Raw genomic sequence first — 13,890 nt, 5'->3', positions numbered from 1 at the left:
TGTCTCCTCCCTTGTTTTCCGTGGTGTCGAGTGCGGTCAGGAGCCGGTGCCCAGGCTCCGGCGTTCCTGCTGGAGCGTCTCGATCAGCGCCAGGAGCAGCTGGTCGCGCTCCTGCGCCAGATCGGCCTGCGACCGGCCGTGCAGCGCCTCCCGCATGCCGGCGTTCAGCTGCCCGCGCAGTTCCGGCGTCAGCGCCGGGGTGCCGAGATGCCGCCACCAGTCCTCCATCGCAGGGCCGATATGGTCGAGGAAGTGCGGCATGCCGCCCGCACCGCCCGCGAGGTTGAAGATCATGTTCGGCCCCATGATCGCCCAGCGCAGGCCCGGCCCTTCGGCGATGGCGGTGTCCACATCCTCCACGCTGGCCAGCCCGCTGGCGACCGCATGGACCGCCTCGCGCCAGAGCGCCGCCTGGAGACGGTTGGCGAGATGGCCCGGCACCTCCCGGTTCAGGCGGATCGGGCGTTTGCCGATTGCGCGGTAGAAGGCGATCAGCCATTCGACCGTGCCGGCCGTCGTGTCCCGGCCGCCGACGACCTCCACCAGCGGGATCAAATGCGGCGGATTGAAGGGATGGCCGACGGCGAAGCGTCCCGGCACGCGGCACCCCTGCTGCAGTTCGCTCATGATCAGGCCGGAGGTGCTGGAGGCGACGATCGCGTCGTCGTCCAGCACCTCTTCAAGCGCGGCATAGAGCGCGCGCTTGACGTCGTGGCGCTCCGGCGCGTTCTCCTGGACGAAGCGGGCGCCGCCCGCCGCATCGCGCGGGTCGGTGTGGAAGCTCCACTTCTCCGGATCGGCGCCAGGGGCGAGGCCCAGCCGTTCCAGCGCCGGCCAGGATTCGGCGATCAGGCCGCGCACCGCCACTTCTGCGGCGGGATTGGGGTCGCTGATGGCGACGCTCATCCCCCTGGACAGGAACAGCGCCGCCCAACTGGCGCCGATGGTGCCGGCGCCGATGACGGCGACGCGCCCAACTGCGTCAGGATCGGGGGCCATCGGCCCCTGAAGGTCCGATCGGGTGTCGGTCGGATTGGCCGTTGGGTTGGCCCTGGGATTGAGTGTCATGGTCCTCCCCGGATGTTCTGGTTTTGCCCAGGCCGTTCATCAGCAGGTCGATGGACTGGGCCGCGATGTCGCGGGCACTGAGGTCGCCGTTCGGCCGGTACCAGCGGGCGATGCAGCCCTCGGCGATGCCGCGTTCGATCAGGCGGCCGAAGCTCCTCGCCGACGTGGATCACGCACAGGCCGAAGTCCATGGTGACGATCTCGGCATATCTGTGCATGACGGCGGTCAGTTCCTCATAGGCGCTGCCGCCATGGCCCATCACGTCGTTGGAGACATCGCTGAGCATCTTCAGCCCGATGCGCACGCACTCGAAGAGGATCTTCTCCTTGTTCCTGACGTAATAGTGGATGGTCGGCTTGGTGACATTCAGGCGCCGCGCGATGTCGTCCAGCGACGTGTTGTGAAAGCCTATTTCGTAGAAGGCCTGCGCCGCCGTCCGCAGCACGGCGACATGCTTGGCTTCCCGCTCCGTCCGGCAGTCCACAGACGCCTTTCATGGCGATCCGCCGTCCAAAGTTTTCCGCATTGGAGCATCTTGCATCGCATCGTCACTACGTTCCGGCACGCGGTCATCCTCCAGCCTTTGCATTCCCCTCCGCTTTCGTCCATCGCGCCGACAGCCGCAACAGCCATGGCCGATTGATAGCCACGCGCACTGTTGATAAGCGCATCGATTTGTCCCATCCTACTCACAAGTAACATGCATTCCAATAAGTATGTTTGCGGTCGCAAGCATAAGTAAGGATGAACGCGTGGACGCCATCGCCTTGGCCCGGACCGACAGCATCGGCGCAGCGCCGGCCCGCAGCGCCCGACGAAATGGTGCACGGACCGCCCTGACCTACGAGGAGCGGGACTGAAGCTTTTCCAGTCTGCACCAAGCCGCGCTGCGGGTGGCCAGCCAACTGGGCGACTTAGGCCTGCGTCCCGGAACCGGGTGGCGGCCTATGGCCGCGCTCACCACCATCCTGCGGCCGGAGGAGCATGAGGCGCTCCCGGCCGTGTCGCTCGGCATTGCGGTTGAGCGTGGCGGGATGATCACCTCCGCGTCGGGGTTGTAAGCGGCCCCGGCGCGGTAGACCGGCTCGCTGTCGTAAGCGCCGTCCGCCAGCGCCGTCGCGCCGTCCCGCCCTGGCCGGCGTCCAGGCGGCGATCGCCTGCTGCGTCTCCCACACCGTCAGCTCACCACCCGGCGCAGCGCCCGATCCTAGGCTGTCCAGCTCTGCATCTGGTACTGGGCATTCGGGGTCCTGTGGCGGCGGGGCTCATTCGTCTTGTACGGCATCGGGGGCTCGGATTCAGCGGGGGGCGCCTCTATTGCCGCTTGCCCTCCCGACCGCCACCAGCCCGGCCTTTTTGCATCAATGCCGGCCGCTACCGGTCGGTGCAGGAAATGCAGGGGTCCACCGAGGCCTGAATGATCGACAGGTCGGCCAGCGGCTGGCCCATCACCATCGGTTCGATCGCCGGGATGTTGACGAAGGACGGGGTGCGGATCTTGACGCGGGCCGGCGAGGCCCCGCCTTCAGAGGCGACGTAGTAGAAGGCCTCGCCGCGCGGTGCCTCGGTGCGGATGGTCGCCTCGCCGGCCGGGATCTCCGGCAGCCCCTGGGTTGCCCGCAGCGGGCCGGGGGGCAGCGACAACAGCGCCTCGCGGATCAGCCGGACGCTCTCCATCATCTCCAGCGCCCGCACCACGACGCGGGCCAGCACGTCGCCTTCCGGCCGGACGACGCTTTCGAAGCCCAGATCGGCGTAGGACAGGTAGGGCTGGTCCTTGCGCACGTCGATGTCGAAGCCGGAGGCGCGCGCCACCGGGCCGACCACCGCCCATTCCACCGCCTGCTCCCTGCTCAGCCGGCCGACGCCGCGGGTGCGGGCCAGCGCGGTCGGGTTCTGGGTGAAGGTGGGGATGACGACCTCGCCCAGCCCCTTGGCCAGCGCGTCGAGCGCCGGCAGATGGGCCGCCGGATCGGAAATGTCGCGCAGGACGCCGCCGATGCAGTTCATGCCGTAATTGACCCGGTTGCCGCTGATCGCCTCCAGCGTGTCCATCACCCGCTCGCGCAGGGTGAAGACCTCCATGAACAGCGAATGGAAGCCGATGTCCTCCGCCCCGACGCCGGCCCACAGCAGGTGGGAATGCAGCCGTTCCAGTTCGGCGATGATGGTGCGGATGTGGGCGGCGCGCTTGGGCAGCTCGATTCCGGCGATGGTCTCCGCCGCCATGCAGAAGGTCATGGCGTGGGTGTTGGAGCAGATGCCGCAGACGCGCTCGATGAGGGTGATGACCTCGACCCAGTTGCGTTTCTGCGCCAGCAGCTCGATGCCGCGGTAGCTGAAGCCGACCTCGACGGTGGCGGACTCGATGACCTCGCCCTTGCACTGCACCTTGACCTTGAAGGGCTCTTCCAGGGCCGGGTGATAGGGGCCGAGCGGAAAGCTGTAGGGCATGGCCGGAAACTCCTAAGAACGGGCCGGACGAGGGGCGGGCGGGGAGGCCAGCGGAGAAGAGGGCTTGCGGGCAACCGTCGCCGGGCGGCACATCGCCTCGCGCAGCGTCGCCGTGTCGATCCCCTCCGGACGGATCAGCGGGACCGGGTTGGGGTGGCCGGGGAACTCGACCGCGAACAGGTCGCGGATCTCGCGCTCGGCCCAGGACGCTGCCCGGACGCTGGGCGCCAGCGAGGCGAGCGTGCCGTTGCGGGTGCAGGTCTTGACGTTGATGATCCGATGTTCGTCGATGTAATGGTAGATCACCGTCGATTCGGCGCTGTCGGGGTGCGGAATGGCGGTCACGGTGCCGAGCCGGATGCCCAGCGCCGCCATCGCGGCGGCCATCGCCTCCACATCCAGCAGCGGGGCGTCGGCCCACAGCGCGCCGTTGCGGAGGTCGACCGACCGGACGCCGGGGATGGCGCGGAGCGCCTCGATCAGGCGCGGGAGTGCGCGTTCGGCGCTTTCGATGTCGGCGGTCATGGTGTCGGCGATCATGGTGTCAGCGGTCATGGCGACCTCCCTCCGCGACAGCGCCGTCCGGGATGAAGGCGGTGCGCAGGCGCGCGCTCGCCGCCCAGCGGCGGCAGTCGGGGCAATAGCCGCGCTCGGCCTCGTCCGCATCCGCTGCCCACAGCGTGTCCATCGTCGCCGCCGGCAGCGGGACATGGGCGGCGCCGCAGCGGGTGCAGGGCTGCAGGTGGATGACGCTTTCCAGCCGCAGCCCGTCGCCGCCGGCGCTGTTCATCGAACCGGGGATGTCGGCGCGCAGATGGATCGCCCGGGTCGGGCAGTTCTGCTCGCACAGCCCACAGAAGGAGCATTGGCCGATGAAAAAATGCCAGGACACCGAGACGCCGGGATCCTGGGTGAAGGTGATGGCCTTGGGCGCGCAGACGAAGGCGCAGGTGCCGCAGGCGGTGCAGCGGCCGGCGTCGTGGGTGAGCGCGCCGCGGTACGTCAGGGGCACGACCGGCATGTCGGCCGGTGCGCGGGTGCGCGACGGTCGCATCAGGTTGCCGAGGATGGTCTTCAGCATTGCCATGGCGGTATCCCCCCTCACCGGACCAGTGTCGCGGCCATGGTGATGGCCGAGGCGAGGCCGCCCCAGACCCAGTAGAAGCGGAAAGCCTGGGTCAGGCGCAGCCGCGCGGTGGTGGTCGCAAGCAGCGTCACCCCGCCAAGCACCAGGATGCCGGCGCCGAGATAGACCACCAGATTGACCAGCGGCCAGGGCGTCGCCGGGATGAAGACGACGGCGAACAGCTCGGTCAGCAGCACGACCTCGATGGCGTGGGACAGCTTGAACAGCGCCAGCGGCGGGCCGCTGTATTCGATGTGGCTGTCGGCGATGATCTCGTGCTCGGCGTTGGCGATGGAGAAGGGGTTGAGCTTCATCCGCGCCGGCAGCGCCAGCAGGAAGGTCAAGGCCGCCAGCAGATGGACGAGGCCGTAGGGCACCTCCTGCAGGGCGCGCATCTGGAAGCTGCCGGCCATCTGCGCCATGGCGATGATGGCGACCAGGAAGGGCAGGTTGTAGGCCAGGGACAGGATCGCCTCGCGCATCGCCGCGACCTGCCCGTAGATCGAGCGGCTGACATAGCCGGCGAGCACCTCGCACAGGACCGGCACCTCCATCAGGTACAGCAGCAGCACGACGTCGCCGGGCAGAGACGGCACCGGATTGCCGGGCAGCGGCACGATGGCCAGCGCCGCGGTCACCGCCGCCACCGACACCAGCGGCAGCGCCAGGAAGATGCCGCGGCTGACGCCCCGGGGGATCACCGTCTCCTTGCCCAGCAGCTTCATGACATCGAAGAAGGGCTGGAAGAAGGGCGGACCCTGGCGGCCTTGAAGCCGGGCCACCAGCTTGCGCATGAACCACAGCTCCAGCCAGCCGAGCGGGGCGGCGAACAGCAGGCCGGGCCAGACGGCGATGGCGACCAGATAGGACCAGACGGCGTTCATGACAGCCTCCCCCACCGGCTTTCGGGCTGGCTTCCGGCAAGCCGGCTCTTGGCCAGCTGGCTCTTGGTCGCGCCGTCTTCCAGCAGTTTGGCGGCGCGGGCGATGCCGTCCAGGATGGCCTGGGGGCGCGGCGGACAGCCGGGCACCCAGACATCGACCGGAACGACGGTGTCGAGCGAGCAGCTCAGCACCAGCGGGCTGCCGGCGAAGACGTTGCCCGACGACGGGCAGGATCCCAGCGCCACCACCGCCTTCGGGTTGGGCACCTGGTCGTAGATGTCGAGGATTGCTTGGCGCGAGCGCAGAGTCAGCGTACCGGAGATCAGCACGATGTCGGCGTGCTTGGGCGTGCCGTGCAGCTCGATGCCCAACTGCTCGGCGTCGTAACGCGGGCTGAGCAGTGGCGTGATTTCGATGTCGCAGCCGTTGCAGGAGCCGGTGTTCAGTCGGCAGATCCAGGGCGACCGGCGGCGCGAGATCGCGATGACCCGTTCGATGAGGTTCATTTCACACCTCCCAGCGGGTTGGCCACCAGCGGGCCAGTCAGTTCAGCGACGTGCGGATGAGGCTCGAGCGTGGGGCGCAGCCGGTTCGGGGCCAGGCCGAACAGCACCGGCGCGATGGCGAAGACCAGCAGGACCGCGGCGGCGGCGCGCGGCAGCGTCTTCCCGCCTGTTCCGACGGAAGGACCGAGCCAGACCCGGTGGATGACGCGGACGTAGCACAGCAGCGCCATCGCCGAGGAGGCGTAGAGCACGGTGAGCAGCAGCGGCCCGCCCAGCTCCGCCCCGGCCAGATAGAGCCGCCAATGGCCGATGAAGCCCAGCGTCGGCGGGATGCCGATGAAGCCCAACGCCCCGAGCATGAAGGCGGCGCTCGCCACCGGCAGCGGGGTCGACAGGCCGCGGTCGTCCAGCGTCACCGCCCGGCCGAGATGCCATTCCGCCGCCCCGACCGCGCCGAACAGCACGATCTTGCCCAGCGCGTGGCCGAGAATGCCGAACCACGCCCCGGCCATGCCGTCGGCGCCGCCGATGACCAGCCCGAGCAGCAGATAGCCCATGTCGTCAATCGAGGAGAAGGCCAGCATCGGCTTCAGCGCGCGCTGGGCCAGTGCCAGCAGCGCGGCACCCAGCAGCGACAGCACCGCCAGCCCGACCCACAGCGGCGCGAAGCCGGTGAAGATCCAGGGTGCGGTATCGCGCAGCGCCAGCAGCTCGCAGAAGGCGCCGACATCGACCACCGCGACGATCAGCGCGGTGGTCATCGCCGACGAGGCGCGCGCCACCGCCGGCAGCCAGAAATAGACCGGCACCAGCCCCAGCTTCAGCGCGACGCCGATCAGCAGCAGCGCCACCGCCAGCTTGTCCCAGGGTGCACCCGGCCGCAGCGTGCCGAGGCCGGTCAGCGCCAGCGCTGCCCAGGTGCAGAGCGTGGCGAGGACCACCGCCGTCAGGTATTTGCGGGCGGCGGCCCGCGCCGCGTCGGTTCCGCCGCTCCACACCATGCCGACAGCCACCAGCTCGGCGGCGGAGGCAAGCAGGGTCGCTGTCCAGGAATGGGGCAAGGAGTGGCCGACCAACCGGGCGACGATGGTGAGAGCGACCGTGGCGGCGGCGAAGCGCCACCAGGATCGATCCCCCTGCGGGATGGCGCGGGCGTAGAGGCCGACGCCGAGCGCGATTCCCAGGAAGAGTGGTATCAGGACCGTGTCCATGTCGATGCCTCCGGCAGCGCTCAGACCAGCCACACGCCGGCCAGCGCGGCAATCGCGACAAGACCGATGGGCAGCAGCGGGCGATCCTCAAGGACGGCGCCCGCCGCGGTCTGCGCCGCACCGGCCACACGGTTCAGGGCGCGCCAGATCCGGAGATAGCCGGGATCGGGATCGAGCGAATAGACGGGGTGAAAGGCGGTTTCCGCCATCTCGGCGAAATCGACGGCGCCGGGCCGGTCGCCGGCCGGCAGCGGTTCGCCGCCGGAATAGACCGACACCAGCCCGGGGGCCGGCGCCTGCGCCAGCCGGTAGACCAGCAGCCCCAGCATGGCCGAGGCCAGCACCACACCGCCGCCGACGGTTACCGCGATGGTGCCGCGGTCAGTCATGATGCCGAGCCAGCTCATCTCCACCGCCCAGTCGAAGCCCAGCGAGCGCACCGCCGGGGCGACGATCGGCAGCATCAGCAGCTGCGGCGCGACGCCGAACAGCAGGCACAGCCCGGCCATCGACCCCATGCCGGCCAGCATGCTCGGCGACGCCTCGTGCACCGGACGGCCGAGCAGCGCCTTGGAGGGCACGCCATAGAAGGCGTTGACCGTGGCCTTGAGGAAGGAGAAGGCGGTCAGGATGCTGCCGATCCAGCCGACCAGCACGACGGCCAGCAGCCCCTTGTCGAGCGCTGCGCTGAACAGCAGCCATTTGGCGACGAAGCCGTTGGTCAGCGGCACGCCGGCGATCGACGCCGCGGCGATGATCCACACCTTCGCCGTCCCCGGCATCGCCGACGCCAGACCGCCGAGGTCGCGCAGGTCGCGGGTGCCGGTGGCGTGCTGGATGGCGCCGGCGCACATGAACAGGGTGCCCTTGAACAGCGCGTGGCTCAGGCAATAGAACAGCCCGGCCGCCAACCCGAGATCGGTGCCGAGCGCCAGCCCGACGACGATGTAGCCGAGCTGGCTGACGGTGTGGAAGGCGAGCAACCGCTTCAGGTCGGTCTGCGCCATGGCGAAGATGACGCCGACCAGGATGGTGACGCAGCCGACCGCCAGCAGCGGAGTTCCCATCGCCTCATGCCATTGCCTGCCACCCACCACATACATGCGGGCGATCAGGTAGACGCCGGCCTTGACGTAGCAGGCGGAATGCAGCAGCGCCGATACCGGCGTCGGCGCGTTCATCGCCTCCGGGATCCAGGTGTGCAACGGGAACATCACCGATTTCGCCATCGCCGCGACGATGAACAGCGTTGCGACACCCGAGGTGAAGGCGGAGGCGACGGCCGGATCGGTCCAGGCCAGCGTACCGGCCCGTGCATAGACCAGCACCAGCCCGACGAGGAAGCCGTAGCCGGCGAGGTGGGTGATGACCAGCACCTTGCGGGCGCCGTCGGTCGCCGCCTTCTGCTTGTACCAGAAGCCGACCAGACTGTAGGAGCACAGCCCGATCACTTCCCACGCCACATAGGCGCCCAGCATGTCGGCGGCGCCCGCCAGCAGCAGCAGGCCGGCGATGAAGACCAGCATGATGGCGTAGAAGCGCGTCGTGCCCTGCTCCTCATGCTCCATGTAGCGGACGGAGAACAGCAGGATGGCGGCGCCGATGCCGGTGCCCATCACCATGAACAGGACGCTCAGCCCGTCGATGCGCAGGGCGAGGGAGAATGGCCCGTCCCAGCCCGGCAGCAGCAACGCCTCCGCCGCGACGCCGGCCATGCTGGCCGGCACCAGCGTCAGCGAGGCGAGGAAGGAGGCGAAGACCACGGCGGTCGCGAGCACCCCCTTGCCGACCGGCGTCAGCCAGCGGGCGAGCAGGAGTTGAAGGACGAAGCCCCCGAGCAGGAGAAGAATGGGGAGCGTTGTGGACGTCATGACCAGCCCCTTTCTCAGCCACCGGCCAGCGGCGGAAAGATGAAGACGTCGGAGTCCGGCGACAGTGGCGTGTCCAGCCCCTGAAGACCGCGCACGTCCTGGCCGTTGACCAGGATGATGGCGTAGCCGGCGAGTTCACCGTCCTTCAGGATCCAGCGGGCGAAGTTCGGGCCGTATTCGGCGACCAGATCGCGCAGCAGGTCCCGCAGGGTTGCCGCGGGACGCTGCCACACCTCATGCGACTTCTTGGTGGTGTCGCGCAGCAGCGCGAAATAGGAGATTTTCATGGGACAGGGCCCTTCTTCCGGGACCGCCGCCAGACCACCGCCACCCGGCCGCCGCCGCCGCGGCGGATGGCCGCGGCGGCGGACCGGACAGGGTCAGGCCAGCGCCAGCGCGCTCAGCTTCTCCGGCGTGGGCACGCCGTTGGTGTCCCAGCCGCGAACGCCGTAGTAGAGAGGCAGCATTTCCGGCAGGCGGCTGACCGCCCCCTTCGACGGGCCGGTCACGATCGGCTCACTCAGCAGGCGCGGCGGCAGGGTGTCGTCGGCGGCGGTCAGGCCGGCCTTCAGGTTCCACAGCCGCTCCAGGTTCCAGATCCGCTCGCCCGCCTCGATGAAGCTGTCGCCGGTGTAGGCGAAGCCGGTCAGCGCCGTCATCAACTCGGCGAATTCGGGCGCACCGATGCCGAAGGTGGCGAACAGGCAGGATCCGCTCGAATCCAGCGCCGCCGTCAGGTTCTGGAACAGGGCGACCAGCTCGGCCTTGCCGTCGATGCTGTCCTTGTCGACCTTGACCGGCACGCCCAGCACCTCGGGGCTGATGGTGTAGCCGCGGACGTGACAACCGCCGCGGTTGTTGGTGGCGTAGTTCAGGCCGATGCCCTGGACCGCGCGCGGATCGTAGGCCGGCATCTCCTGTTTCTTGACGGTCATCGACAGTTCCGGATGGCCGTAGAGGCTGGCCAGCCGGTAGGAGCCCAGTGCGAGCTTCTTGCCGAAGCCCTGGCCGATGCCGGCCAGCCGCACCGCCTCGACCATCGCATCGGCGTTGCCGAAGGTCAGCTCCAGACCCTCGGTGTCCTTCAGCGTGATGATGCCGCGGTCGAACAGCTCCATCGCGCAGGCGACGGTGCCGCCCATCGAGATGGTGTCCAGGCCGTATTCGTTGCAGTAGTAGTTGGCCTTGATCACCGCATCGAGGTTGTCGATCCGGCAATCCGGGCCGAAACCCCAGGCGGTTTCATACTCCGGCCCCTCGCCCTCGCCCTTGTATTTGGGGTGTTTGACCTTGGTGGCGCGGCCGCAGGAGATGATGCAGGAGAAACAGCCCTTCGGCCGCTGCAGCTGGTTGGCCGCCAGCGTCTCGCCGCCCACCTTGTCGGCGGTTTCGAAATGGCCGTCCTGGAAGTTGCCTGTGGGCAGACCACCCACCGAGTTCAGGATATTGACCAGCACGTTGGTGCCGTAGAGGCGCAAGCCGGTGCCGCCGACCGGATGCTCCTTGATCATGGTGCTGGCCTTGCTCACCGCGGCGAGGAAGGCGGCCTTGTCCGCGACGGTGACGGCACCGGTGCCGCGCACCACCACCGCCTTCAGGTTCTTCGACCCCATCACCGCGCCGACGCCGGTGCGGCCGGCCGCGCGCTGCATGTCGTTCATGATGGAGGCGATGAAGGACAGATTCTCACCGGCCGGGCCGATGCAGGCGATCTTGGCGTCGGTCGCCGTCTCGGCGTTCAGCGCCTCGGTCGTCTCGGGAACGTCCTTGCCCCAGAGATGGGCGGCGTCGCGGATCTCCACCTCGTCGTCCTGGATCCACAGATAGACCGGCTTCGGCGAGCGGCCTTCTAGGATCAGCATGTCGTAGCCGGCATATTTCAGCTCCGGCCCCCAGGCGCCGCCGGAATTCGACGCGGCAATGGTGCCGGTCAGCGGCCCCTTGGTCACCACGTCGTAGCGGCCGGCCGACGGCGCGAAGGTACCGGTCATCGGACCCGATGCGAAGATCAGCTTGTTCGCCGGAGACAGCGGGTCGACGGCGGGATCCACCTCGTCGTACATGTATTTGGTGCCGAGTCCGCGGGCGCCGATGTAGTCGCGCGCCAAGTCGGTCTTCAGCGCTTCGGTACCGATCTTGCCGGTGCTGAGATCGATCCGAAGGATTTTTCCTGTCCAGCCGTGCATGATCAGACCTCCGCAAAGGCGTTCTTGAGCTTGGTGGCGAAGGAGCGTTTGCGCGCCTGCGCCGACACCGTGTCCTCGACCCATTCCAGTGCGTGGGTGGGGCAGATCGTCGCGCAGGCCGGATCGCCGCCGCAGGTGTCGCATTTCAGGATCTGCGACCCCAGGAAGTCCCAGGAGGCGCAGCCGAACGGGCAGGCCTGCACGCACATCTTGCAGCCGATGCATTTCGACTGATCCAGCTCGACCTGGCCGTTGGCCGGGTTGCGGTGCATCGCCTTCGGCATGCAGACGGTGGTGCAGGCGGCGTCTTTGCACTGCTGGCACATCATGGGGACGGAGAAGCCTTCACGTTCCCAGGTGTAGACATGGATGCGGGAGGCTTTCGGTCGAAAGTCTCCCTCATGCTCCATGGAGCAGGCGAGTTCGCAGTTGCGGCATCCGGTGCATTTGTCCGGATGGATCATCAGCATCATGCTCATGGTCGGGTGACCTCCTGATAACCGTGACGCGGGCTCCGCTTCTCAGCGCTCCTGTCGAGTATGTTCCGGCCTTTCCGGCGGGCCGGTTCTCGCGCGTCCGGTGTTGGGCTGGTTCCTCGGGTCGTGGCTTGGCCGGCTTGCGGCAATAGGGGATCGCCGCCGGAGCGGCGGAGAAACCGCCGGGCGTGGCCAGAATCTGGATGTGGGGCATGGGGGACCGGCCCGGGGATGAAGCCGGCCTGTCGTGATCGGGACGCCCGTCAGGGCGGATGGCACCCCAGGGTGTTCGTTGTCGATCCGCCGGAGCCCGGGGCTGTCGGGCGGACGGTCCGCGTTGTTGGGGTGACCATAATCGTTGACCCGTTATGATCGAATGAACACAGTGCCCGGCTGTTAACTATGTCTGGAGGGCGGGGCCGCCAATCTTTGGTCCAGACTGCTCTTTCATATCACCAGTGCTGCATGCGCCGATATGATTTACATCAACGCCACTGCGCTGGTTATGGTGAAGACATAGAACCGGCCCTAGGGGAAAGCCTCGATTTCTTCGGAAACTTACCGATGCACGAATTGTCATTGTGCGAAAGCATCGTCACCCTGGTGGTCGAAAGCGCCGGACGGGAGGGCATCCGCCGAGTGACCCGTGTCACGGTGGACATAGGCGCGGGCGCCGCCATCGATCCGGACGCGCTGCTGTTCTGCTTTCCCCTGGTGACGGAGGACACGCTGGCCGCCGGAGCGGAACTGGCGATCGAGCGGACGGCGCTGAAGGCGCGCTGCGACGCCTGCGGCACCGACTACGCGCCGGACACGTTGATCGCGCCATGCCCGGCTTGCGGTGGGACCCGGCGCACGCTGCTGGCCGGCCGTGACATGCGGGTGGTGTCGTTCGAAGGGGAATAGAGTTCCGGCAGTGAAAACACGAGATGGAGCGGATCCTGGTCGTCATATGCAATACGTCCAGGGCGGAGGTATTCCTGTAGGGGCGGGTTGCTGGATAATCATCCCACATCATACGGACCGGTCCGCCCACCCCCCGCCGGTGGCGATCCGCCGTGCCGCCGTCTCGATCAGCTGGTATTTCACACTGCTGACGGTGGCTTCCCGGAACCAGTTGATCAGGTCGCCCCAGGGATCGACGATCTTGGCGAGGCCGGAGACGAACGCGACGACCGCACCGACGTCGATGTGTCCCTGCACCACGTACCAGCCGCCGATGCCAAGAACCACCGCGACGCCGAGGTGGTGCAGCAGGTTCATCAGGAAGTTCATCCCGAACTTCAGCGTGTAGATGCCCATATTCAGCGCGAAAACGGTGTCGATGCGCTTGGGCTGGTCCCGGCTGTTGGCCACCGTGCTTCCGGTGCTGCCGATGATGTTGCTGCTGATCTGGCGCAGCGTCCTGATGCGCATCGCCGCCCGCCGGTTGATCGCCCGCTGGATCAGCGGAACGATGATCATCTGCGGCAGGAAAACCAGTGCGCTGACCAACGCGAATTCCAGCCGCAGATGGGCAATGTAGACGAGCACGCTGAGCAGGATGCCGGTCTGGAGCAAGGGTTCTGACACGCTGATGCCGACGAAGTTGCCGATCGGTTCCGCTTCCGACAGGACCAGCGCGATTTCCACGCCCTCCTCTTCCTGTGAATCGTGCCGGCGTGGATCGCAGCGGGCCAAGCTGAGGATGGTCATGCGCAGATGCCGCACCGCCCTTTCGCTGACCCAGCCCCGGTAGAGGTTCAGGATGAACTTGAGCACACCTTCGAGGAGCGCGATGCCGAAATAGGCGACCGACAGCCAGACGATCGCGGACAGCGATCTCGACGAGATGGCATCATTGACGATGCGCCGCTGGATCTCGAGCGGCCAGATGCTCAAAAGGAAGACCATGACGGAAAGGACCGCCAGCCCGACCTGATGCTTGCCGCTGTGGCGCCAGACATAGCCGCCGACCGACGCCGGCAGCGGTCCATTGCCTTGTCCGCGCAGCGCAACTCCGGAGTCTGCCCTTTCTTCCATCATGCCGGCGCGCCTGCCGCCGCCCGCCGCGGATGCCACCGGCCGACCGTGGCAGCGTTGTCGAGACCGTTCTTCATGTCGCCCG

Annotated in this window: 14 protein-coding genes and 1 pseudogene; 1 reads left to right on the top strand and 14 read right to left on the bottom strand. The window is 67.7% G+C overall.

Translation table 11 applies throughout. The annotated features are described in order from the left end of the window. Positions 1 to 36 precede the first annotated feature (36 nt). The 13 genes and pseudogenes from ACCD06_RS21650 to ACCD06_RS21590 all read right to left on the bottom strand — a co-directional run bounded on the left by ACCD06_RS21650 (position 37) and on the right by ACCD06_RS21590 (position 11,786). A complete protein-coding gene (locus ACCD06_RS21650) occupies positions 37 to 1,068 on the bottom strand; it encodes a 3-hydroxyacyl-CoA dehydrogenase NAD-binding domain-containing protein (protein WP_413343419.1) in 1,032 nt (343 codons plus the stop codon). Beyond that, positions 983 to 1,180, bottom strand: a complete 198-nt coding sequence (locus ACCD06_RS21645; RefSeq protein ID WP_413344071.1) for a hypothetical protein — start codon at positions 1,178 to 1,180, stop codon at positions 983 to 985. The genes ACCD06_RS21650 and ACCD06_RS21645 overlap by 86 nt, the downstream gene beginning before the upstream one ends. Positions 1,181 to 1,433: 253 nt before the next feature. Continuing rightward, positions 1,434 to 1,514 (bottom strand): annotated as a pseudogene (locus ACCD06_RS21640) (TetR family transcriptional regulator); the annotation flags it as partial. 929 nt (positions 1,515 to 2,443) lie between these two features. Further along, entirely contained in the window at positions 2,444 to 3,523 is a 1,080-nt protein-coding gene (locus ACCD06_RS21635; protein WP_136702827.1) for a nickel-dependent hydrogenase large subunit, read from the bottom strand. A 12-nt stretch (positions 3,524 to 3,535) separates the two neighbouring features. Next, on the bottom strand, positions 3,536 to 4,078 hold the full coding sequence (locus tag ACCD06_RS21630) for an NADH-quinone oxidoreductase subunit C (protein ID WP_247871710.1): 543 nt from the start codon (positions 4,076 to 4,078) through the stop codon (positions 3,536 to 3,538). Beyond that, positions 4,068 to 4,610 (bottom strand): 4Fe-4S binding protein, encoded by a 543-nt coding sequence (locus tag ACCD06_RS21625; RefSeq protein WP_109157659.1) that lies wholly within the window; start codon positions 4,608 to 4,610, stop codon positions 4,068 to 4,070. Before ACCD06_RS21625 ends, ACCD06_RS21630 begins: the two co-directional genes overlap by 11 nt. A 14-nt stretch (positions 4,611 to 4,624) precedes the next feature. Further along, positions 4,625 to 5,533, bottom strand: coding sequence for a respiratory chain complex I subunit 1 family protein (locus ACCD06_RS21620; RefSeq protein WP_109157660.1), 909 nt, complete (start codon positions 5,531 to 5,533; stop codon positions 4,625 to 4,627). Continuing rightward, positions 5,530 to 6,039, bottom strand: coding sequence for an NADH-quinone oxidoreductase subunit B family protein (locus ACCD06_RS21615; RefSeq protein WP_413343416.1), 510 nt, complete (start codon positions 6,037 to 6,039; stop codon positions 5,530 to 5,532). Before ACCD06_RS21615 ends, ACCD06_RS21620 begins: the two co-directional genes overlap by 4 nt. Then, on the bottom strand, positions 6,036 to 7,250 hold the full coding sequence (locus ACCD06_RS21610) for a proton-conducting transporter membrane subunit (RefSeq protein ID WP_413343414.1): 1,215 nt from the start codon (positions 7,248 to 7,250) through the stop codon (positions 6,036 to 6,038). Before ACCD06_RS21610 ends, ACCD06_RS21615 begins: the two co-directional genes overlap by 4 nt. Before the next feature lie 20 nt (positions 7,251 to 7,270). Next, the gene (locus tag ACCD06_RS21605) at positions 7,271 to 9,121 is read right to left on the bottom strand and encodes an NADH-quinone oxidoreductase subunit L (RefSeq protein ID WP_413343412.1); all 1,851 of its coding nucleotides are present in this window, start codon (positions 9,119 to 9,121) and stop codon (positions 7,271 to 7,273) included. Between the two features lie 14 nt (positions 9,122 to 9,135). Next, complete coding sequence (locus ACCD06_RS21600) at positions 9,136 to 9,408, bottom strand: MoaD/ThiS family protein (protein ID WP_413343410.1); 273 nt, start codon at positions 9,406 to 9,408, stop codon at positions 9,136 to 9,138. Positions 9,409 to 9,501: 93 nt separating this feature from the next. After that, on the bottom strand, positions 9,502 to 11,307 hold the full coding sequence (locus tag ACCD06_RS21595; RefSeq protein ID WP_413343409.1) for an aldehyde ferredoxin oxidoreductase family protein: 1,806 nt from the start codon (positions 11,305 to 11,307) through the stop codon (positions 9,502 to 9,504). A gap of 2 nt (positions 11,308 to 11,309) precedes the next feature. Continuing rightward, complete coding sequence (locus ACCD06_RS21590; protein ID WP_085091330.1) at positions 11,310 to 11,786, bottom strand: 4Fe-4S dicluster domain-containing protein; 477 nt, start codon at positions 11,784 to 11,786, stop codon at positions 11,310 to 11,312. Positions 11,787 to 12,347: 561 nt separating this feature from the next. Between ACCD06_RS21590 and hypA the strand changes: the two genes are divergently transcribed. Beyond that, positions 12,348 to 12,689, top strand: coding sequence for a hydrogenase maturation nickel metallochaperone HypA (hypA, locus tag ACCD06_RS21585; RefSeq protein WP_109107123.1), 342 nt, complete (start codon positions 12,348 to 12,350; stop codon positions 12,687 to 12,689). A gap of 108 nt (positions 12,690 to 12,797) precedes the next feature. Here the strand turns inward: hypA and ACCD06_RS21580 are convergent, their stop codons facing one another. Then, positions 12,798 to 13,808, bottom strand: coding sequence for a hypothetical protein (locus ACCD06_RS21580; protein WP_413343406.1), 1,011 nt, complete (start codon positions 13,806 to 13,808; stop codon positions 12,798 to 12,800). Between the last annotated feature and the right edge of the window lie 82 nt (positions 13,809 to 13,890).

This window comes from Azospirillum sp. CT11-132 (assembly GCF_047302835.1).
Taxonomy (GTDB): Bacteria; Pseudomonadota; Alphaproteobacteria; order Azospirillales; family Azospirillaceae; genus Azospirillum.
Note: the sequence above shows the minus strand (reverse complement) of the source record. Positions and strands in the feature narration are given on the sequence as shown.